The 22,366-nt window shown below is 40.5% G+C and carries 16 protein-coding genes; 12 read left to right on the top strand and 4 right to left on the bottom strand.

Annotated features, from left to right (window positions below; all coding sequences use genetic code 11):
• The coding region (locus AC33VI_RS00460) for a single-stranded-DNA-specific exonuclease RecJ (protein WP_491780305.1) at positions 1–1,952 on the top strand (1,952 nt) is incomplete at its 5' end.
• 61 nt (positions 1,953–2,013) lie between these two features.
• On the opposite strand, the gene AC33VI_RS00455 is transcribed toward AC33VI_RS00460, so the two are convergent.
• A complete protein-coding gene (locus AC33VI_RS00455; protein ID WP_491780304.1) occupies positions 2,014–2,475 on the bottom strand; it encodes an SRPBCC family protein in 462 nt (153 codons plus the stop codon).
• A 318-nt stretch (positions 2,476–2,793) separates the two neighbouring features.
• Here AC33VI_RS00455 and AC33VI_RS00450 point away from each other — a divergent pair, with 318 nt between their 5' ends.
• From AC33VI_RS00450 to AC33VI_RS00440, 3 genes are all read left to right on the top strand, one after another.
• On the top strand, positions 2,794–4,431 hold the full coding sequence (locus AC33VI_RS00450; RefSeq protein ID WP_491780303.1) for a mechanosensitive ion channel: 1,638 nt from the start codon (positions 2,794–2,796) through the stop codon (positions 4,429–4,431).
• Between the two features lie 306 nt (positions 4,432–4,737).
• Positions 4,738–13,086, top strand: coding sequence for an alpha/beta fold hydrolase (locus AC33VI_RS00445; protein WP_491780302.1), 8,349 nt, complete (start codon positions 4,738–4,740; stop codon positions 13,084–13,086).
• A 97-nt stretch (positions 13,087–13,183) separates the two neighbouring features.
• Positions 13,184–13,414 carry a hypothetical protein gene (locus AC33VI_RS00440; protein ID WP_491780301.1) on the top strand — a complete coding sequence of 77 codons (231 nt, stop codon included), beginning with the start codon at positions 13,184–13,186 and terminating at the stop codon, positions 13,412–13,414.
• Positions 13,415–13,510: 96 nt separating this feature from the next.
• Here the strand turns inward: AC33VI_RS00440 and AC33VI_RS00435 are convergent, their stop codons facing one another.
• Positions 13,511–14,794: a sensor histidine kinase gene (locus AC33VI_RS00435; protein ID WP_491780300.1), complete on the bottom strand. Its 1,284-nt coding sequence runs from the start codon at positions 14,792–14,794 to the stop codon at positions 13,511–13,513.
• A gap of 163 nt (positions 14,795–14,957) precedes the next feature.
• On the bottom strand, positions 14,958–15,131 hold the full coding sequence (locus AC33VI_RS00430; RefSeq protein WP_491780299.1) for a hypothetical protein: 174 nt from the start codon (positions 15,129–15,131) through the stop codon (positions 14,958–14,960).
• A gap of 324 nt (positions 15,132–15,455) precedes the next feature.
• Here AC33VI_RS00430 and AC33VI_RS00425 point away from each other — a divergent pair, with 324 nt between their 5' ends.
• Positions 15,456–15,917, top strand: coding sequence for a hypothetical protein (locus tag AC33VI_RS00425; protein ID WP_491780298.1), 462 nt, complete (start codon positions 15,456–15,458; stop codon positions 15,915–15,917).
• Positions 15,918–15,981: 64 nt separating this feature from the next.
• Here AC33VI_RS00425 and AC33VI_RS00420 read toward each other — a convergent pair whose 3' ends face one another.
• Positions 15,982–17,616, bottom strand: a complete 1,635-nt coding sequence (locus AC33VI_RS00420; RefSeq protein WP_491780297.1) for a mechanosensitive ion channel family protein — start codon at positions 17,614–17,616, stop codon at positions 15,982–15,984.
• An 862-nt stretch (positions 17,617–18,478) separates the two neighbouring features.
• Between AC33VI_RS00420 and cysE the strand changes: the two genes are divergently transcribed.
• The 7 genes from cysE to AC33VI_RS00385 all read left to right on the top strand — a co-directional run.
• Positions 18,479–19,189 (top strand): serine O-acetyltransferase, encoded by a 711-nt coding sequence (cysE, locus tag AC33VI_RS00415; protein ID WP_491780296.1) that lies wholly within the window; start codon positions 18,479–18,481, stop codon positions 19,187–19,189.
• Positions 19,190–19,201: 12 nt separating this feature from the next.
• Positions 19,202–19,486 carry an Asr1405/Asl0597 family protein gene (locus AC33VI_RS00410; RefSeq protein WP_491780295.1) on the top strand — a complete coding sequence of 95 codons (285 nt, stop codon included), beginning with the start codon at positions 19,202–19,204 and terminating at the stop codon, positions 19,484–19,486.
• An 89-nt stretch (positions 19,487–19,575) separates the two neighbouring features.
• Positions 19,576–20,133 (top strand): DNA starvation/stress protection protein DpsA, encoded by a 558-nt coding sequence (gene dpsA / locus AC33VI_RS00405; protein WP_491780294.1) that lies wholly within the window; start codon positions 19,576–19,578, stop codon positions 20,131–20,133.
• The gene (locus tag AC33VI_RS00400) at positions 20,105–20,389 is read left to right on the top strand and encodes a DUF2949 domain-containing protein (protein WP_491780293.1); all 285 of its coding nucleotides are present in this window, start codon (positions 20,105–20,107) and stop codon (positions 20,387–20,389) included. Before dpsA ends, AC33VI_RS00400 begins: the two co-directional genes overlap by 29 nt.
• A 39-nt stretch (positions 20,390–20,428) precedes the next feature.
• Positions 20,429–21,541 carry a homocitrate synthase gene (nifV, locus tag AC33VI_RS00395; protein WP_491780292.1) on the top strand — a complete coding sequence of 371 codons (1,113 nt, stop codon included), beginning with the start codon at positions 20,429–20,431 and terminating at the stop codon, positions 21,539–21,541.
• 30 nt (positions 21,542–21,571) lie between these two features.
• Positions 21,572–21,772 carry a putative nitrogen fixation protein NifT gene (gene nifT / locus AC33VI_RS00390; protein WP_491780291.1) on the top strand — a complete coding sequence of 67 codons (201 nt, stop codon included), beginning with the start codon at positions 21,572–21,574 and terminating at the stop codon, positions 21,770–21,772.
• 87 nt (positions 21,773–21,859) lie between these two features.
• Positions 21,860–22,366 (top strand): CBS domain-containing protein (locus tag AC33VI_RS00385; RefSeq protein ID WP_491780290.1); only part of this gene is annotated, 507 nt, incomplete at its 3' end.

Genomic DNA, 22,366 nt, shown 5'->3' with positions numbered 1-22,366 from the left:
TGGCAGAGGCAGGGACGAAACTTATCGTTACTTGCGATACGGGAAGTACCAACTTAGAAGAGATTGCCTACGCTCAAGATTTGGGTATCGATATCATTGTTACCGACCACCATACTTTACCCGAATTTCGTCCTGAAGTTACGGCAATTATTAATCCTCGTTATTTACCTCAAGACCATCCCGTCTATAACCTTTCTGGGGTAGCAGTGGCTTATAAGTTGGTAGAAGCACTCTACGAAACTCTACCCGATATCCCCCAACAACCAATTGAGAATCTATTAGATCTAGTAGCCATTGGTTTGATTGCCGATTTAGTCGAGTTGAGGGGAGACTGTCGCTATTTAGCTCAAGTAGGTATTAAGCAACTACAAAAACAAGTTAGACCTAAGACTATGACTCGTCCAGGGGTGGCAAAACTATTAGACCTCTGTCGTCGTAATGGCGATCGCCCGACGGATATTTCTTTTGGTTTGGGACCTAGAATTAACGCTGTCAGTCGCATTCACGGAGATGCTAGTTTTTGCGTTGAGTTACTTACCAGTAGAGATCTTCAACGGTGTCAGCAACTGGCAGAAGAAGCGGAATTGGCTAATACTCGGCGCAAGTCTCTACAAAAAGACACGATTAAAAGCGTTACGAAAAAATTACAGCAATTAGATTTATCTACCACCTCTGTTATCGTCCTCGAAGATCCTCAATGGCAAGGGGGTGTATTGGGTTTAGCAGCAGGACAAATCGCCCAAGAATACGGTCGTCCGACGGTTTTGCTTAGTAGCGATCGCGACAATTCATCGGCAGAAGCAACCATTTACGCTAGGGGATCTGCCAGATCGGTTAATGGTATCGATCTATATAAACTAGTCAAGTCTCAATCCGATCTACTCCATCGTTTTGGGGGACATCCCTTTGCTGCGGGATTGAGTTTACCCCTTGAAAATTTGGAACTATTTAAGCAGGGAATCAACCAACAACTAAAACAACATACTGATATTAGCCAATTAAGCCCCCAAGTTGATATCGATTTAGTAGTAACTGTTGCCGATCTGGGAAAAGACTTGTTTGATGAATTAAGACAACTCGAACCCTACGGCATGGGCAATGCCATTCCCAAATTATTAATTAAAAACTGTTGGTTTCGCAACGCTTGGAATAAAAATATTCAAGATCGACGGGGAAATCAAGTTCAATATATTAAAACTACTTTTAAAATCTGGGACGATACAGTCAAGCAAGGCTTTCCTGGGCTGTGGTGGGGACATTATAAAGACGAAATTCCCGTCACGGGCAAATGCGAAGCGATCGCCGAATTGGACTACAACACCTTTAGCAACCAATATGAAATAAGATTGATTTCCGTCCGTTTGATGGGAGAAAATTCTTGGTTCAACTCGGAAAGCGATCGCCCTACAAATATTATCGATCGCCGTCTGACTCCCCAAACATTAGACGATTTAGAAGTACCAGTAATTCAGACCAATATTTTGCAACAATGTCCCCATAGCTGGGGTAATATTCGTCGAGAATATCGTCAAGCAATACAAAGCGATCGCACTTTGGTTTTAGCCTATACCCCCGAAGAATTGAAAGATCTAGAACATATCTGGGAAAACCTAGTTGGTATTGCTAAATATTTAACCCGCACTCAAAAACCCGTGAGTAAGTCACAAATCCAAACTAAATTAAATTTGGGCGAGCGCAGTTTTTACTTAGGTTTAAATGCCCTCAAAAATGCTGGTTTCAACTATAGTTTTCGCGATCAACTATATCAATTTAATTTCGACGGCAAAACTATTAATCCCCAACTACAAAATCAGATCGATCTTTTCCTTCAAGCCATTAAAGAAGAACAATTTCAACAACAATACTTTTATAAAGTTCCTTTACCCGCGATCGAAAACCAATTGGGTAGTGAGTGGGTGGTGAGTAGTCCCGTCTCCCCTCAAGGGGGATAATAAAGCGGGATCGAGATGGGTAGTGGGTAGCAACTAACAACTAACAACTAACAACTAGCAACTAATTATCACTAAGACGATAAACCTCTTCAGCAACTCGTTTGAGACGACGTAACTGTGCCTGCATATCTTTTTTAGTGAGATTGGCAGCAAAAGTATTAAATCCCCAACTAACAACTGGATTGGGAATTGCAAATTCAAAGCGATTGAGTAAAAAAGTACCATAGTTTGTCGGCTGACATTCCCAGCGATCGCGTCCTTTGAAAAAACCGTCAAATTCCCAGACGATTAACCCTGGTTCTCTTTTAGCTACCACGCTTCTCAGGCTAGGCTGTATCAAAGGAATTGCGATCGTAAATCTACTCAAGCTACCAACATCCGTACTCCAAGTACCAATCGGCTCGCACTTTAACAAGGGATTGAGCCAGCGGTGCATTAATTTTAAGTCAGTCAAACATTCTTCTGTGGTTACGGCATTGGCTTCGATCTGAATCGATTGTTCAAAAAATTGAAACGATGGCATTATTTTCGAGAGAATTATTAAAAATATAGGCTAATTGTCTAAAAATATACATAACATACAATTAAGGATTTCTTAATTTTTAAATCGTCAATCCATATAAGCTTTTAAAATTCATAAAAAAACAAGATCAAGATTAAGTTTTAACTAAGCAAAATGGCTTAAAAAAAGGTAAGATCGTTAACTTTTTCAGCATTGGGAAATTAATTTGGCATAATTATCGCAGCAAAATATATTTGCTTGTTAAATCTGACAAGACATCTATATAAATTCCCGCTAACATCTATGCGGGAATAACTAGATGAATTAAAACTAAAAAACATGACACAAATAATTAGTAATATTTCGTCGCTAGATCCTCTACTTGTAGCTCAAGCAGGTGCAGGCAATATGTTCACCAATCTCTTAAATGGCAATTTAGGTGCTTCCGCATTGGGCGTAATCAAAGCAATTGCCATTTTGGTCTTGGGCTTGATTGTAGCCTCTATTGTCAAAGGACTAGTCAAAAAGCTTCTTAACAGCACTGATATAGATAATAGAATAGCAGCCGCCGTTTCAGGACAGCGAGGAGGAGATTCCATTCCGATTGAGGATTGGATTGCCACTCTATTTTATTGGCTAATCGTACTTTTTGCCGTAGTGGCATTTTTAAATGCCCTGCAATTAGATGCTGTTTCTGCACCTCTGAACACTCTTTTGAGTCAGATTACGGGCTTTTTGCCTAAAATCTTGGGAGCAGCGTTTTTGCTCGGTATTGCTTGGGTTGTAGCTACTATCGTAAAAACTTTAGTATCTTCAGCTTTAGGAGCGTTAAACATCGAGCAGCGTTTGGGACTAGATGAAGATTCTAATGATTTCTCTCTCACCGATACTTTGGGTAACGCCCTCTATTGGTTTATCTTCCTACTTTTTCTTCCCGCAGTACTAAATGCTCTCCAGTTAAACGGAACTCTTGAGCCAATCCAAGAGATGCTCAATGAAGTTCTAGCAATGCTGCCTAATATTTTGGGTGCGGTAATTATTGGGGCTGTATTTTGGTTTATTGCCAATATCGTTAAAAAAATTGTTTCCAATCTATTGGCTGCTACTGGTGTAGATAACATCGGACGCAAATTTGGTTTGGGTAGAGGTAACAGTCAATCTCTCTCTGCCATTATTGGTACTGTAGTTTTTGTTCTAATCCTAATTCCTGGCATCATTTCCGCCTTAGAACAACTACAAATTAGTGCGATTTCCGAACCTGCTACGGATATGCTCAATCAAGTCCTCGACTTGCTGCCCAAATTATTTGCCGCAGGAGTGGTCTTAGCCTTTTTCTATGCAGCAGGACAATTTGTATCGGAATTTGTTACTGACATCCTAACTAATCTTGGCTTCAACAACCTTTTGCAATGGTTGGGAATTTCCCGTCGCGATGCCGACTTGCCTACTCCCCAAGAAGCAGGAAATGAGCCAATCGATTTGGGAATGAGTACCGATCAGCCTACTGTGATTCAAACAGGGGCTAGCGTACCCTCCAAGACTCCTTCCGAACTAGTGGGACTTTTGGTATTAGTGGGAATTATGCTGGTGGCAACTCTAACGGCAGTTGACATTTTAGGTATCCCCGCTCTACAAGAAGTAGTCAGCGTGATTATGGCGATCGCAGCCCAAGTCTTAATCGGCGTAATTGTGTTTGCCATTGGCTTGTATTTAGCGAATCTCGCTTACAACTTGATTATGGCTTCTGGTGCTTCCCAATCTCAATTGCTAGCTAATTCGGCACGCATTGCGATTTTAGTTCTAGTCGGTGCGATGGCACTAAATCGTATTGGTATAGCTCCCAATATCGTCAATTTAGCCTTCGGTCTAATCTTGGGTGGTATTGCCGTAGCGATCGCTCTTGCCTTTGGTTTGGGCGGCAGAGAAGTTGCCAAAGAAGAATTAAGAAGTTGGGTTAATTCTTTTAAAGGTAAATAGACTATTCGTTTTTAGCTATTAGCTTTCAGTTTTTAATCTAGAAAGATGGCTTTCAGTAGTTTTTACTGGGAGCTTTTTCATATCGATCAAATACACTTGAAATCCCAGTCACTCCGTCACCTCGTCATTCCATCACTCCCTCACCCCCTCACCCCCTCGCCTTGCGTTACTATATTTTTAGTCCTTTATCGGTTATTCTTTGTCTGAGATAATTTATTTCTTTTAGCGAGTATTAACAAATGTATCTCGCTTTTGGATAAGCTAGTAAATACATCTAGCTAAGTGGGTGGCAAAGAGAGGAAACGATTGAGCAAGCAAACAACCCTAATAGACCGATTACAAGAGCAAGAAAGCAGACAACCCGACAAAAGGGCGTTTACTTTCCTGGCTGATGGTGAAACTGAAATAGATAGTCTCACGTATCAACAACTAAATCAGAAAGCAAAAGCGATCGCAGCTGTCTTACAAAATCAGCAAGCTGAGGGCGCAAGAGCCTTATTGTTATATCAACCAGGGTTAGATTTTATTACCGCTTTTTTTGGTTGCTTGTATGCTGGTGTCGTCGCAGTACCAGTTTATCCTCCCCGTGCCAATCGCTCTCTAGATCGCTTGATGGCGATCGTTGCCGATGCAGAAGCTAGCTTGGCTCTGACTACAGAATTAATCAAAGAGCAGGTTGCCGATAAGTTTTCAGGCGATCGCTCTACGGCTCAGATCCAATTTATTGCTACTGACAGTATCGAGCCAAATTCGGCTCAAGATTGGCAGTATCCAGATATAAACCAAGATAGTCTAGCTTTTCTGCAATATACCTCTGGTTCGACAGGAAAACCCAAAGGAGTAATGGTCAGTCATGGCAATATTATGGCTAACTCCGCCACCATTAATTATGGTTTTCAAAATAAAAAAGAACACAATGCCGTAGCTTGGTTACCTCCCTATCACGATATGGGTTTAATTGGCTGTATTATCCAGCCGATTTATGTAGGTTTGTCAATGTATCTCATGGCACCCGTAACCTTCTTGCAGCGTCCCTATCGCTGGCTAAAGGCTATTTCTAAATATCGAGGGGTAACTAACGGCGCGCCCAATTTTGCCTACGATCTTTGTGTGGAGAAAATTACTCCCGAACAAAAAGCTACTTTAGATTTGAGTTGCTGGGAGCTTGCTTTCTCTGGTGCAGAACCAGTTAGAGCCGAAACTATCGATCGCTTTAGCGAATATTTTGCCGAATGTGGTTTTCGCAAATCTGTCTTTTATCCTTGCTACGGGATGGCAGAATCTACCCTCATGATTACGGGGGGGGATAAGTACCAAGATCTTGTTACCGCAACCTTTGATAGCAAGCAGTTAGAAGAAAATATTGCCATTGAGCCTCAAAATTCAAATAATGCCATTACTTTAGTAGGAAGTGGTGTAAGCGTACCAGGTCAAAAACTAGTAATTGTTAATCCAGATAGTTTGACTGAATGCCAAGAGGGAGAAATTGGGGAAATTTGGGCAAAAAGCAACAGTGTAGCTCAAGGATATTGGAATCGCCCTGAACTAACAGAACATAGCTTTAATGCCGTACTCAAAGACACTCAAGAAGCTGGATGGTTGCGGACTGGAGATTTAGGGTTTTTTCAGGCTGGAGAATTATTTGTTACGGGTAGACTTAAAGATTTAATTATCATTCGCGGGCGCAATTACTATCCCCAAGACATCGAGCAAACCGTAGAAAATGCTCACGATGCCATTCGATTGGGCAATGTTGCCGCTTTTTCTGTAGAAGTAAATGGAGAAGAAAGATTAGTCATTACTCCAGAAATCAAACGCACCCATCTTCGCAAGCTAGATGTAAAAAAAGTTACCAAAGCGATTAGAAATGCGATCGCTCTTGAGCGAGAGCTACAAGTTCACGGCATTGCTTTATTGAAAACGGGCAGTATTCCCAAAACTTCTAGCGGTAAAATCAAACGTCACGCCTGTAAAGCAGGATTTTTAGATGGCAGTTTGAATACGGTAGGCGAGTGGGAGACGGGGAGACAAGGAGACGGGGAGATATTATCCCGCGAAGACGAGATTGGGAGATATTATCCCGCGAAGACGAGATTGGGAGACGGGGAGAGTAATATTCGAGATTGGTTAAGTGATAATTTGGCGCAGCGTTTGGGCGTTCCTGCATCGGAAATAGACATTAACGAACCTTTTGCTAGTTCTGGTTTAAATTCCGTCGATGCTGTCAGCCTCTCGGCAGATTTGGAAGATTGGCTGAAGATAGAACTTTCCCCTACCATTGTCTTTGACTATCCTAATATCAATGAGTTAACAAGATATTTATCACAACTAACAGCTAACAAAGTACGGTCGTTTCATGAAACGACCCTAACAGCTAACAACCAACAACTAACAACTGATCGAGAAGAAATTGCGATCGTTGGTATGGGTTGTCGTTTTCCTGGGGCAAATGATGTCGAGGAATTTTGGCAGTTGTTAAAAGATGGTCGGGATGCCATTGGAGATTCTGGCGATCGCTGGGAAGCAGCATTTTACGGTGGTTTTATCGATAATGTAGATAAGTTTGACCCGCAATTTTTCGGCATTACTCCCCGCGAAGCTCAAAGTATCGACCCCCAACAGAGATTATTACTCGAAGTCAGTTGGTCGGCGTTGGAAGATGCCGCTTTAGCTAATCAAGATTTAGCAGGTAGTAATACAGGCGTATTTATTGGTATCAGTAGTAGCGACTATTCTCAATTAAGATTTCACTATGGAATCGATGTAGATGCCTACGCAGGTACGGGAAATGCCCATAGCATCGCTGCCAATCGTCTTTCCTATTTATTTGACCTCAAAGGCCCTTCTCTTGCCATAGATACCGCTTGTTCTTCTTCTTTAGTGGCAATTCACTTAGCGAGTCAGAGTCTGAGATCTGGAGAATGCAGCCAAGCGATCGCAGGGGGAGTTAATTTGATGCTCTCTCCCGAACTAACTCAAACCTTCTCTATGGCGGGAATGATGGCAGAAGACGGACGCTGTAAGACTTTTGATAAGTCTGCCGATGGTTACGTGCGCGGAGAGGGTTGCGGTATAGTGATTCTCAAACGTTTATCGGATGCCGAACGAGATGGCGATCGCATTTTGGCGGTAATTAAAGGTTCGGCAATCAATCAGGATGGCAAGAGTAACGGTTTGACTGCCCCTAATGGACTATCCCAACAGGCAGTAATTCGTCAGGCGTTGGCTAATGCTAAGGTGAGTGCAGCAGAAATAGGTTACATTGAATCTCACGGCACTGGTACGTCTTTGGGCGATCCCATTGAGGTTAATTCCCTTAAAGCTGTCTTGGGTAGAGAAGATGAAACTCCCCTTTATTTGGGTTCGTTAAAAACCAATATCGGACACCTAGAATCAGCTGCAGGTATCGCAGGGTTTATTAAAACAGTTTTATGCCTGCAAAATCAAGCTATTCCCCCTAACTTACACTTTAAAGAATTAAATCCTTTAATCGATCTCAAAAATACTGGAATTACTATTCCCCAAGAGTTTCAGCCTTGGAATGCTGCCAAAAAATATGCAGGAGTTAGTTCTTTTGGTTTTGGCGGTACTAATGCCCATGTTGTCTTGGGAGACGGGGAGATATTATCCCGCGAAGACGGCTTGCCCTTATTATCCCGCCCTGACGGAACGAATGGGGGGACGGGGAGACGGGGGGACAAGGAGATATTATCCCGCGAAGACAGTTTACCCTCGAATGTGGGGATTAGTAGAGATTTGCAGTTACTTACTCTTTCGGCGAAAAGTGAAGCAGCTTTGCAAGAGTTGGTCTTGAGTTATAAGGATTATTTAGCAGAACATTCCGATGTGGATTTAGCAGATATTTGCTATACCGCTAGTACTGGAAGAACTCATTTTGGTTATCGCCTGGCGATCGCTTGCGAGTCGAAATCTCAGTTACAATCTAAACTGGGGCAATATACTACAAGGGAACACAAAAAAGGCATTATTGCGGGAGAGATAAGACGGGACAATCGAATTGCTTGGTTGTTTACAGGACAAGGTTCGCAGTACGTCAACATGGGTTACCAGCTATATCAAACCCAACCCGTTTTCAGACAGGCTTTAAATCGTTGTGGGTCAATTCTGAATGAATATTTAGATATTCCTCTGCTACAAATTCTCTACCCCGAACATAAATCGAGACAATTTAGCGAAGCGTTATCCTTGGGTACATCTCTTCTCAACAAGACTATTTATACTCAACCTGCAATCTTTGCTTTAGAATACGCTTTGGCACAGATGTGGCTGAGTTGGGGAGTGTCGCCTACGGCTTTAATCGGTCATAGCGTAGGAGAATATGTCGCAGCTACCGTTGCGGGAGTCTTTAGTTTAGAGGCTGGTTTAAAACTAGTTGCTACTAGAGGGAAATTAATGCAGAGTTTGTCCCACGAAGGGGAAATGTATGCGGTGTTTGCTACGGAAGCAGAAGTACATCAAGTAATTAACGAGTTTAAAGAAAAAATTGCGATCGCAGCAATCAATACATCTCAAAGTATTGTGATTTCGGGAGAAAAAGCGTTTATTAGAAAAGCGATCGCTGAGTTTAATTCTCATCAAATTAAAACCCAACAATTAACGGTATCCCATGCTTTTCATTCTCCGTTAATGAATCCAATTCTGGCAGAATTTCAGCAAGTAGCAGAGTCGATTGAATATAGTCAACCTCAAATTAAATTAATTTCTAATGTTACGGGCAAGATAGCTTCCGAGTCAATTGCAACAGCTAAGTATTGGGTCGATCATGTAGTTGCCCCTGTTAGGTTTGCGGATGGGATACAAGCTTTACAGCAAGAAAACTGTAATATCTTTTTGGAAATTGGTTCAAAACCGATTTTGTTAGGCATGGGTCGTTCTGCTCTATCTCATAATAGAAAAAGCGATTGTGAGTGGTTGCCTAGTTTGCGCCCTAGAAAACAAGATTGGCAACAGATTATACAAAGTTTAGCGATTTTATACACTAAAGGAATAGAAATTGATTGGCAAAGTTTTGCCTTGGGAAATAGTAATCATAAAATCTCTTTACCTAGCTATCCTTTCCAGAGACAAAGCTATTGGTTAACTCCTCAAAAACAAACAAGTAATAATCAGCTTAAAGTTTGGCTGCCAGAATCAAAAGAAACTGTAACTAAACCAGAGTTTTATCAAATTGCTTGGCAAGACAAGAGTTTAGATTTAAAAAATACTAAAGCTAATAAGGATCGCCCTTGGTTGCTATTGATTAGTAAGAATACCAGTAGTTCCCTATTAAATAAATTCAAACAAAATAACTTTATTATTGTCGAGCAAGAAAATCTAACTCTCGATTATTTAACTCAAATATTACAGCAACATGATGATATACAACGTATTGTTTATCTGACAGGTTTAGTAAATCGCAAATTAGAAGATATTGCTGAGATCGATAACTATCAACGACAGCATTGCAGTAATGTATTAAGCTTGGTGCAATCTTTATATGCTAATTCTGTAACCGTTCCAATTTGGTTAATAACGAAAGAAAGCCAAAGTATCAATCACAAATTTAACAGTAATGCTATAGCTTCTAGCTGCCTGTGGGGATTGGGAAGTGCGATCGCCATGGAACATCCCGAACTATGGGGTGGAATTGTCGATTTAGATCGAAAAGCAAACGAAGCAGAGTATGAAAACTTAGTTAGGCTAATTGCTGTTGAAAAAAGTAAAGAAGATCGTTTTGTTCTGCGTAAAAACAAAATATATGTTCCTCGCTTACAAAAACAAGAAAAGCTAATCACAAATAATACTTTAAATATTGATTCCACAGGTTCTTATTTGATTACTGGAGGACTGGGTTCGTTAGGTTTAAAAATTGCTAGCTGGCTAGTAGAAAAAGGTGCAAAAAATCTGATTCTTTTAGGTAGAAGTAAACCCAATTCCGAAGCGCAAAAAGCGATCGCCTTACTCGAACAGCAGAAAATTAATGTTGAGGTTGTTAATGCTGATATCACCGATCATGAAACATTGGTAGAGACGTTCCATGGAACGTCTCTACGGGGAATCGTCCATGCTGCGGGAATTCTCGACGATGGTTTGATGCAGGGACAAACTTGGGAGAGATTTAATAAAGTTATTTCTCCCAAACTCAATGGTGCGTGGAATTTACATCAACTAACTAAAGACATGGATTTAGATTTCTTTGTCTTGTTTTCTTCCGTCGCATCTTTAATCGGCTCGCCAGGACAAAGTAACTATACTGTCGCCAATGCTAGTTTAGATGCGATCGCTCGTTACCGTCGTAGCTTGGGTTTAACTGCTACTAGTATCAATTGGGGTGCTTGGTCTGATGGAGGAATGGCTGTTAAGCAGGGATTCAATATTCCTGGTTTAAATTTGATTAATCCCCAGGCTGGTATGTCAGCTTTAGAAACCATCCTAAGTGCCGATTTAACTCAAGTAGGGGCAATTAGTGCCGATTGGCAAAATTTAGCTACGAAATTCCCCGTTCTAAAAGAATCAAATTACTTTGCTGAATTGATTCCCTCGCAGCCAGAAACAAACAAACAAAGCAATATTTTAGCCGAATTACTGGCAACTCCTACCGAAAAACGTGCCGAATATCTAACTGAATATTTACAAAAAGCGATCGCCGAAATTCTCCAGATCGAACCAGCTAATTTATCAGTAGATGCTAGTCTATTGGATACGGGGATGGATTCTTTGATGGTAATGGAAGCCATCAATCAATTGAAAACAGATTTACAATTAATTCTCTATCCTAGAGAGTTTTACGAACATCCCCAGATTGTTTCTTTGGCAGAATATTTAGCGGTAGAATTTGCTAAAACTCACGATAAGCAAACAAAATCAGCCAAAAAAGCTAGTCCCAGAACTAAATCGAGCCTATTAACGGATAAACTTCCCCCTGCTGCTTTTATCCTGTCAAGTCCTCGTTCTGGTTCTACTTTACTGCGAGTCATGTTGGCAGGGCATCCCGATTTATGTTCTCCTCCCGAACTTCATTTACTACCCTTCGATACCATGGAAGAAAGGGAAGCAGAATTAGGAGTTTCTCAACTGGGAGAAGGCTTAAAACGAGCATTTATGGCTTTGAAAAACATCTCTGCTGAAGAAAGCCAAAGTCTGGTAGAAGAATCGATCGGAGAAAATCTCTCCGTCGCCGAAGTCTATCAAATGCTGCAACAGCTAGCAGGAGATCGCCTGTTACTAGATAAGTCTCCTACCTATGCCAGCAACAGGGATACTTTAGCCAAAGCCGAGAACATTTTTAACAATGCTAAATACATCCATTTAGTACGCCATCCCTATTCCGTCATCGAATCCTTTACGCGGATGCGGATGGATAAATTAGTCGGATCTGGGGAGAGCGATCCCTATGAAATGGCAGAACTAATCTGGCGTAACAGCAACCAGAATATTATCAACTTTGCCCAAGATATTGACCCACAACGGTATCATTTGGTCTATTACGAAGAATTAGTCAGTAAGCCTCGCGAAATAATGCAGGGAATCTGTAATTTTCTAGAAATACCTTTTAATAAAGCAGTTTTAGAACCCTACAAGGGCGATCGCATGACCGATGGTGTTAGTAATACCGCCATGTCTGTAGGCGATCCTAATTTCCTCGATCGCAATACTATCGATGCCAAACTGGCTCAAACTTGGCGCAAAATAGAGTTACCCAATCCTTTAGGCACATATACCCAACAGTTAGCCAGAGAGTTAAACTACGAACTAACCCAAGAAACCCAAAGCGAAGTTTTACCAATGCAGGAAACCCTAATCAATATCAGGGGTTTAAAAATTTGTCTTTGTACTTGGGGACCTGAAGAAGGACCTTTAGTATTATGCTTGCACGGTATTTTAGAACAGGGTGCAGCTTGGTCGGAAGTGGCGATCGATCTGGCACAAAAAGGCTATCGAGTAATCGCCCCAGACTTACGAGGACATGGTAGAAGCGATCGCGTTGGCAAGGGCGGATCTTATAATTTAATCGACTTTTTAGGGGATATTGACGTAATTGTGGAAAATATAGCAGGAAAAGCTTTCACCTTGGTCGGACATTCTCTAGGTTCGGTTTTAGGGGCGATTTTTGCCACCATTAGACCCCAAAGAATCAAAAATATCGTCTTAGTAGAAACCATTCTACCTACAAATAATGAAGACGAAGATCCTACTACCAGCCTAGCCAACCAGCTAGACTATATGGCATCTCCCCCCGAACATCCTGTCTTTCCCAATGTCAAAACCGCAGCCGAACGTCTGCGTAAAGCCACCCCTGCCATTTCTCCTTCCTTGGCGATGATGTTAGCCGAAAGAATTACCGAACCCTGTGAAGGGGGAGTGAGATGGCGATGGGAACCTTTATTACGGACTAGGGCAGGTATTAGTTTAAATGGTATCGGGCGATCGCGTTACCTAAATATACTCAAGAAAATTACCGTACCGATTACTTTAGTTTACGGCGACAAGAGTAATTTCAACCGTACTGAAGATCTCGACAAACAACAAGAAGCAATGCCCAATGCCACCAGAGTAATGGTTTCTGGGGGACATAACTTACCTCTAGAAGCACCTAATGCTTTGGCGAAAATTATCAGTGGTGCGGTGGCTTTGACTAATAAATTAATTCCTTAGATAGATCTAGTTATTAGAAAAATTTTTTTGCATACCCTATTTGTTCTCAGTTCTATGAAACTACACAAGCAAACAAAACAAACAGAGGTTAAAAATTATGTCAGAAAGCAAATTAGTTATCAAAGAATTATCTAACAACAGAAAAGAGTTAGTCGAATTGACTGACAAACAAACAGGAGATATTAACGGCGGTTATTATTATCCTCTACCAATTTACTACCCCACTTTGCAAGATTTTGCCATCGCCAACCAAATAGCTTTTGAATATAATATGTACCTATCGGATGTCAACCATGAAAACTTCCTTAATAACATTATCAGAGCTTAATTAGTAGAGGAATATCCAATAAGAAGGGCGATCGCCCTTCTTCCCATCCCGAATATCCATTCTTCTTTCATCTTAGAAAAGAGATAAGCACTTTCCTCAAGCCGAGCGCAGGGGTAAACAAATCTGAAACTTAGTCCTTTCTCCTACTTCACTCTCAACAGTAATTTTGCCATTGTGAGCCTGAATAATTTGTTGTGCGATCGCCAGTCCCAAACCAAAACCGCCAGTTTGTCTAGTGCGAGCTTTATCTACGCGATAAAAGCGATCGAAGATATGAGGTAAATCTGAGGCAGGAATCCCAATACCAGTATCTTGGACTGTAATTAAGATGCGACGGGGTTTAACTTCCAGTTTTAATGCCACCATACCCCCATTAGGAGTATATTTAATGGCATTGTCGAGTAAATTACGAATCGCCTGTTGCAGAAGATCGCGCTCGCCACAAATATCTTGCGGTGCAACTGGTACATCTAATTTAAACTCTAAATCTTTGGCTGTTGCTAGAGCTTGATATTGATTAGCTAGAGATTTTAATAAGTCTACTATGTCGGTTTTAGTGATATCTTGAGGGTTTAATTTTCCTTGATGACGGGCTAAAAATAACAAATTAGTGATTAACGCACTCATGTATTTGCTTTGAGTGACGATATTTTCCAACCGCTGACGGGGTTGTTGGTTATCTTCTGCTGGAGCGAGTAACCCAACTTGGGCATTACTGAGAATGGCTGCGACTGGAGCGCGTAATTCGTGGGAAGCATCGGCAGTAAAACGCTGTAATTGTTCGTAGGAGTGTTTAATAGGCTGCATTGCCAAGCCAGCCAGCATCCAACCTACTATTCCCGTGAAGCCGAGGGTAAATGGTACTCCTAAAGCCAAAAAAAACCGAGAACGCTTCAAAGAATCGCGAACGGGATTAGTTAGCACCGCAACCTGTAGATAACCCACTAAAGATTGCTGGTATTTCAAAGGTAGAGTTAATTTACGTAGATTCTTTTGTTGGTTTTGACCATTGACATTGCAGTCGTATTGTAAAGTCTGCCATCCAGGTGTTATCGAAGAGTTTCGCGGAGGACAATTACCGATAAACTGTAAAAGATTTTTCTGAGAATCATACCAACGAATATAAATTATTCTCGATTCATTGGGGATTTCAGTATTTGATAAAGATACATTATCTGTGTCTATCTGCCAGCTTTTCTCTTGTTGCTGATAGTTGGTTAGCGAGGCGATTCTCTTAGCTTGAGCATAAACTGACTCGTCAAATTCACGCTGTTGTTCTTTTACCTGACGATGATAAACGGTAAAAGCAAACAAAATTAAAATACTCCCCATTGAGAGGGTGAACCAATAAGCTAGGCGACGACGAGAGCGATCGAACATTAATAACTTGAGAAATCAACTTTTTGTTAAATGTAAATGATAAAGTCGAATTTAAGCAAAAAAAGAGAGAAAAATCGTAGTAACAATATTTCTCCCTAATTTTATTTATATTTAAAAATTCAAACCGATCTAGTTTGAGACAGTTTTAGCTATTTTTTTCTGGTTATGATGCAAGAGAAGTTTGCTCAGCAGAAACACTGCTTTGGGTAGGAATTGAGGTGTTAGACTCTTGATTTTTATCCTTGTTACTTCCACTACAAGCCCGTGCTGTTAAAGGAGCAGCCACGATAGTTAAGGCTACTAATCCAGCTAACAAAGGCATTAATTTGACTTTCATTCATGACCTCCCAAAAAATTGAGTTTAGTTGTTATTGTTTAATATGAAAAAAGAATATGACATAAAAATGACATTGGCTATTAATCAGTAATCAGTTATGTACTTGTTTCTTTTACCTTATTTGACATACTAAAAAACTATAAAACAACTTCAATAAATTAAACGTGCTAGCTTCTTTGAAAATTAATTTGAGGAATCAAGGAGATCGACAATTATTAGAACTTATAACAATAAGCCAATAAATCCTCAAGAGTTATATATTGACATTTTTGTGTCATATTTGATGGTCATAATAAGAGTAAAAACAGATAAATTACAGACAGTATGAATAATCTATCCACTTTTAAAACAATTCTAAAAACTCTAATTGGTGCGAGTATTGCTACTAGCTTTATCGCATTACCAGTTCGGGCTAATGAAGATAATCTAGTAGAGAGAATAACCAATGAAGAATTAATTTTCAGCCAAATTAACAACACCGAACCTACAGATAACTTCAATAAAATTATCGGTCTAACTGGTTTGGCTATAGGTACGGTCGTAATTGGTTATCATCTAACTCGCGCTTATAAACCTTCATTGATTAATTCCATTCCTGCGATCGATAATCACAATGCTTCTATCCTCGATCGCGTTAGTCCTAAATTACGTCGGGAATTACTGAGACTAGTACATAATCAGCAAACAGCCAGCCGTCTTTTATCTGGCACTTTAACATCTCATCCAGGTCGTTCTCCTAATTGGTTAGCCGAGAAAGTCATTTACGATCTCAAACGCGATCGCTAAGTAGATAGGCAAAATAATCGATCAAATTTTACCTGGGTACTCATACCACAAAGACCAGAAATGCCTAATGACGATTGAGCCAAATTTCTTGATGGAGTAAAGGTAAATCGATACCCGCTTCTTCAAAAGTATTTTGCATTCGACGGCGAAATTCGCGGGCGACTTCCCATTGTTTGAGGGGTTCGGTCTTAAACCACAGTCGGACTACATAACCGCGATCGCCAAATTCTTCAACGCCTAAAATTAAGGGAGGTTCGATAATTTTCGCTCGACAGTCGCAGTCTTCATACATTTGAGTGGCTACTTGCTGCACGATTTCGATCGCCCGATCTGCATTAGTTTGATAGGAGAAAGGTATTTTTAAATCGGATCGCGACCAACCATTGGAATGATTGGCTACTTGAGTAATCGAACTATTGGGAATAGTAATTAATCTTCCTTCCCCATCTCTTAATTGAGTAATACGCAAGCTTAAAGTCTCTACCATCCCCCCTACAGTACCGATAGTTACCACATCTCCCACTGCATATTGATCTTCAAGAATAATTAGCAAGCCATTAATCGTATCTTTGATTAAATTTTGAGAAGCAAAAGAAAAAGCCAAACCTATAACCCCCGCACCTGCCAACAGAGGGGCAATATTTAAGCCCAAGACTGCTAGAGCGACAAAAAGACCGATTCCCGCCCAAATAAAGGTGACGATACCGCGAAATAAACGAGAAAATGTATTGATTCTTAGTTGTAGTCGGCGATTGACATCGGGATGGAAGACATAATTATTAGTGAAAGTATTGTTATTAATAGCAGAATTGATCCGAGCGATCGCAGCATAACTCAAACGGATCAAAAGATAGCAAGTCAAAGTAACAATTACCAATCGTAAGGGAATCCTTAACAAAGTAACGATCCACAACTGCCAGATACGAGTTTGAGGAAATAAACCCAAAAGCAGCAAACCACTACCCAGCCAAAGCATAATTTGTAATAATTGCCAAAGTCGATATCGTACTTCCTGGAGGTTAATTTTTCTTCGTTGTTCGAGATCGATCGCGAGAGATTCTTCAGAACCATTGACGCTTGGATCGAGGGATTCTGGTTTAGAGTTTTGCAGTCTGTGCCAAAGTAAATAGTTAATTAAAATTGTTAGTAGCAAAATTCCCACAGCTATTTTTGCTTGCTGTAGAAGAAATGAAGTTTGTCGTTCTTCTCTACTATCTTTCAGTCCTTGTTCTACTTTACGAGCAATGGTTTGAGCGTGATATTCGAGAGAAACGCTGTAAAGGCTGGCATCGCTGTTAGTTAAAGTTAAAAAAGGAAATTCTTGTTTACCCAAGACGATATAAATACTCTCTCGGTTATTTCCTCCTCGATTAATAACGGTGACAGCAGCAGATTTTTGCTTGAGATAAGTTTTTTGAATATCTGCCAAACGTTCCTCTGCATAACCAATTCTTGAGGCTAACTGACTTTTACGATCCGACAGTTCAAAAATACATTTACCATCCAAACGCACGCAAGTAGAGATAATCCCATCATTGAGATTGCGATCGAGTTTAAAAGTTTCTAGACTAATTTGGGGCAGGAATGGTAATTGAGCGGGAACGGGATTTGCTCCCATGATAGTTATTGCTAGAGCAATAATAAATGCGATCGCCCAACGAATTAGGGCAAACCTTAAATACTTGTATTTATCGAGCATATATCTCTAAAACTAGGCTCTAATAGTCGTTCTAATTAATTTCTATACCATCTTAGTCATTCGTTCGGGGGATTAGGGATTAGGGATTAGGCATTGGTGACAACTTAACGCTTTGTGTTTAAAGTCAAACGCTTTCAAGTAATAAGTAATAAGTAATAAGTAATACAGCAGTTTTCATCTAAGTCAGGTTCTATGATCCGAAAACTGTCCTAAAGCCTAAAGCCTAGAGGCTTTATCTTCTAGTTACAGCTTTTGCGTAATATCAGTAAATATTAAAAACTTATGAATAAAACTATCGATAGTAGTTGACTAAAGATAAGTTAGCTTAACTTGTCACCAATGGGGATTAGGATAATCAAAACTAATATCAAACTGGTCTGAATTTCAATCTAATCGATCCTCTAATTTTTATTTAGAACGACTAAACACTATTCAGGATCGAGGGTTGAATGCTAAATGCTAGATATACTCAAAAACTATTTGAACTACTATTACAAAAATACCAAATATTTTCCTAGATCGATTACCCACTATAGCTTTTAGTCAATAGATATTTGAGTACTAAATACTAATAACGCACTCAAAGAATACTCAAAGCCTGGAAAAAAAAACTAGTAGCTACACCCCTTAAAACATATTTATTTTCTCTGCATACCATCTCATATAAGTTTCAGATTGATGAGTACAAATTAATAAATATAATCAATCTAACTTGACTATCTAGTTGCAGATCGAACTTGGGTCACTGTTATAACTCTTATATAAGGTTTAGTTATTTGTATATTGGTCATTGGTCGTTGGTCATTGGTCATTGGTTACTAAACCAATCACAGAGAATAAAAAACCAGAGACCAATCAAATTATGCAACAGCCACTAACTATCGATCGAGAATCAAAAAGAACTTATAGTCAACAGAATAAATTGTTGGCAAACATTAATTGGATAACCACAATTGGGACAGATTTGAAGATTATCTTCGATCGCGATCCAGCAGCCAATAATTGGCTAGAAGTGTTAATTTGCTATCCTGGTATTCATGCTTTGTTATTGCACCGATTAGCTAACTGGCTGTGGCACAAGCATCTTCCCCTAGTTCCCCGTTTCATATCCCATCTAGGTAGATTTCTTACTGGAATTGAAATTCATCCTGGTGCAACCATCGGCAAAGGAGTATTTATCGATCACGGCATGGGAGTAGTGATTGGCGAAACTGCGATCGTGGGAGATTATTGTTTAATCTATCAAAACGTCACCTTGGGGGGGACGGGCAAACAAACAGGCAAACGCCATCCGACTTTAGGAGAAAATGTAGTAGTCGGCGCGGGGGCAAAAGTTTTAGGAAATATTAATATTGGTAATGATGTTCGCGTTGGTGCTGGATCGATTGTCTTAATTGATGTACCAGATAACTCAACAGTGGTAGGCATTCCAGGTCGCATTGTTTCTCGCACTGGTCATGGCTGTCCCCTCGAACACGGTACTTTACCAGACCCACAAGCCAAAATTATTCGTTCCTTACTCGATCGCATCGAGAGTTTGGAACAAAAGATACAGAATTTATCTACTTACTAACCCCAGAATATTATGTATAAATCAATTCGCCCTAATAGTTTTATTAGTCAGGTTACCAAAATACAGCGTAGCGAACGCTGGATCGTTCGTCGCCGACTACAAGAATTAAATATTACCTCTTGGTGTCCTGCAGATGGCGCACTTTGGATAGAAATTGATAGTTGCCTTAATGCCATCTTACTCCGCAGCACTATACAAGGATTTGTTAGCACTCGTTCAGAATCAATCGATTGGTTGGAGCGATGCTGGTCAACAGAATTAGTTATTGGTCAGGAGTCATTAGTTGTTAGTTGTTGATCTTGGCAATTAGTGACCAAAAGACAAAAGACCGAGAACTTAAACATTAACCCTATTATTTCCCTTGATGGGATTCACCAATTAAAACCATGACACAAACACTAATCTATCAAGCATTCGGCGAAGTAGCCAATAACCCTATTGGTTTCGGTAAAGACATTACCGAGCCAGTCTGTGAGGGGTTGAATCTGGCTCTTGCTAGCTTCCAAGGTCTGTATCTGCAATACCAAAAACATCATTTTGTCATTGAAGGTGCAGAGTTTTACTCGATCCATCAGTATTTCCAAGAAAGTTATGACGCTGTTCAAGGTCACGCTCACGATATTGGAGAACGCTTAAACGGTTTGGGTGGTGTCCCTGCGGCTAGCTTTAGCAAATTAGCCGAACTGTGTTGTTTTACTCCCGAAGAAGATGGCATTTTTGACTGTCGTCAAATGATTGTCAATGACTTGGCAGCAGAACAAAAAATCATCGATCTGATTCGCTCTCAAGCGGCTCAAGCAGAAAGTTTGGGCGATCGCGCCACCCGTTATATGTACGAGCAAATCTTGCTAGCTACCGAAGAAAGAGCCTTCCATCTAGATCACTTCTTAGCTCACGATAGCCTGACTTTAGGATTTGTCGCAGCCAGCAACGGGAGTAATTAACCTCACCTTCATTCGAGTTGGGGAATGCTTTAACCCTAAAACTAATTTCGAGCAAGTATCTATCATGAACAATCAAGTCAAGGAATTAGGTCAATTTTTACAAGAGGAATTAACAGTATCCTCAGCCGAAGTTGCTTTGGTCATGCAAAAAAAAGAGGAGTTAAATGCACCCATACCTATGCTTCTCTGGCAATACGGTTTAGTATCGCGTTCTGGCTTGGAACGGGTATTTGATTGGTTAGAAGAGCATTACTAACTCCTTAACAGTAAGAAATAGAGAACAACGGACAAAATTATGCCACCAATACAGATTAACGATACCACCTTGAGGGATGGGGAACAGGCAGCAGGAGTTGCTTTTACTGTCGCCGAAAAAGTGATCTTTGCAACTTTAATGGATGCCATTGGAGTACAAGAGCTTGAGGTAGGTATACCTGCCATGGGTACTAGTGAAGCAGAAGCTATTTCCGAGATTAATAATCTGGGTTTAAAAACCTTAATTACTGGCTGGAATCGGGCAGTAAGGTCGGATATTGATGCTTCTTTGGCTTGTGGCTTAAATCGGGTGCATATATCCGTTCCTGTATCCCAAATTCAAATTGCCGTTAAGTTTCAAGGTAACTGTCAGTCAGTTTTTAACCGACTGCGGGACACGATTAGCTATGCTGGCGATCGCGGGATGTATATTTCGGTTGGTGGCGAAGATTCTTCCCGTGCTGATGAAAGTTTCTTGCTAGATGTGGCTTTGGCTGCTCAAGAATATGGTGCATCTCGCTTTCGCTTTTGCGATACCGTAGGTGTTCTCGATCCTTTAACTACTTACCAGAAAGTAGAAAAGTTGGTCGATCGGCTAATTATTCCTGTAGAAATGCACACTCATAATGATTTTGGCATGGCTACAGCCAACGCCCTAGCGGGAATTAGAGCGGGGGCAACCTCGGTTAACACTACCGTTAATGGTTTAGGGGAAAGAGCGGGAAATGCTGCCTTGGAGGAAGTTGTCATGGCACTCAAACGCATCTATGGCATCAATATTGGCATCGACACTACCAAATTCAAACAAATATCAGAATTTGTCGTTGAAGCCTCTGGCTGCGATATTCCACCCTGGAAAGCGATCGTGGGGGACAATGCCTTTGCCCACGAATCTGGCATTCACGGACATGGAGTGCTGCAAAACCCTGCTACTTACGAGCCATTTGACCCCCAAGAAGTAGGACGCGATCGCCGTTTAGTAATTGGCAAGCATACTGGCAAACATTTAGTAAATAATCTATTGCAACAACACGGTATTGATTTGAATACCGCAGAAACGCGATCGCTAGTAGATGCAGTACGAAATTTATCAGTGGAGTTAAAACGCGGTTTAACCCCCGATGAATTATTAAATTTGATTCCCCATAATTAGTCTTTTGTTCTTTATTTATCAATCAAAACTATGAAGGTAATGCTCCATAAAAACGATCTAGGACATTTATCAGTTTATGTTCCTAAAAAAGATTTGGAAGAAGAAGTAGTCGAACAAACTGTTACAGATGAAGGCAAAATTTTAACCCTAGCTAATGGTTGGCAGTTGGCTTTTAAAGATTTGGCAGAAGATACGAAACTACCCCAAACCTTTAACGCAAAGCGACTGTAATAAAAGCTTTGGTTAGTATTTGGTCATCAAAATTGGTAACTGAGTGCTAACCAAATACACACAAAAGAGAGTGGAGATTGTAATGTCATGTTAAAAGCATCTGATATTATGACTGACGACGTAGCTACTATTCGTGGTTCGGCAACAGTAGCAGAAGCCGTTAAATTGATGAAATTCAAAAACTTACGTGCTTTGATTGTTACTTTACGCAATAACCAAGATGCCTACGGAATCGTTACCCACACCGATATTGTTAACAAGGTGGTGGCTTATGGTAAGGACGCAAATAATATGCGCGTTTACGAAATCATGACCAAGCCTTGTATTGTCATCAATCCTGATTTGGGTGTTGAATATGTAGCTCGGTTATTTAATTTAACTGGTATTCGTATCGCACCTGTAATCAAAGGAGATTTACTAGGGATTGTTTCTGAAACCGATATCCTTTATAAAGGCGATTTTCTGGAAAATCCCAAAGTACCTTTGTTGCGTCGGGAATTAGACAAAGCAATTACCGAAGCGATCGCCATTGCTGAAGCTAAAGGTGCAACTTCTAAAGAGTGTATCGATGCTTGGGCTTTGGTTGAAGATTTG

The organism is Waterburya sp. (genome assembly GCF_058530065.1).
Note: the sequence above shows the minus strand (reverse complement) of the source record. Positions and strands in the feature narration are given on the sequence as shown.

What these genes read in the sequence shown, in the direction of transcription:
- AC33VI_RS00455 (WP_491780304.1), bottom strand. Translation starts at nt 2,475, where the DNA reads ATGCCATCGTTTCAATTTTTTGAACAATCGATTCAGATCGAAGCCAAT.
- AC33VI_RS00450 (WP_491780303.1), top strand. Translation starts at nt 2,794, where the DNA reads ATGACACAAATAATTAGTAATATTTCGTCGCTAGATCCTCTACTTGTA.
- AC33VI_RS00440 (WP_491780301.1), top strand. Translation starts at nt 13,184, where the DNA reads ATGTCAGAAAGCAAATTAGTTATCAAAGAATTATCTAACAACAGAAAA.
- AC33VI_RS00435 (WP_491780300.1), bottom strand. Translation starts at nt 14,794, where the DNA reads ATGTTCGATCGCTCTCGTCGTCGCCTAGCTTATTGGTTCACCCTCTCA.
- AC33VI_RS00430 (WP_491780299.1), bottom strand. Translation starts at nt 15,131, where the DNA reads ATGAAAGTCAAATTAATGCCTTTGTTAGCTGGATTAGTAGCCTTAACT.
- AC33VI_RS00425 (WP_491780298.1), top strand. Translation starts at nt 15,456, where the DNA reads ATGAATAATCTATCCACTTTTAAAACAATTCTAAAAACTCTAATTGGT.
- AC33VI_RS00420 (WP_491780297.1), bottom strand. Translation starts at nt 17,616, where the DNA reads ATGCTCGATAAATACAAGTATTTAAGGTTTGCCCTAATTCGTTGGGCG.
- cysE (WP_491780296.1), top strand. Translation starts at nt 18,479, where the DNA reads ATGCAACAGCCACTAACTATCGATCGAGAATCAAAAAGAACTTATAGT.
- AC33VI_RS00410 (WP_491780295.1), top strand. Translation starts at nt 19,202, where the DNA reads ATGTATAAATCAATTCGCCCTAATAGTTTTATTAGTCAGGTTACCAAA.
- dpsA (WP_491780294.1), top strand. Translation starts at nt 19,576, where the DNA reads ATGACACAAACACTAATCTATCAAGCATTCGGCGAAGTAGCCAATAAC.
- nifV (WP_491780292.1), top strand. Translation starts at nt 20,429, where the DNA reads ATGCCACCAATACAGATTAACGATACCACCTTGAGGGATGGGGAACAG.
- nifT (WP_491780291.1), top strand. Translation starts at nt 21,572, where the DNA reads ATGAAGGTAATGCTCCATAAAAACGATCTAGGACATTTATCAGTTTAT.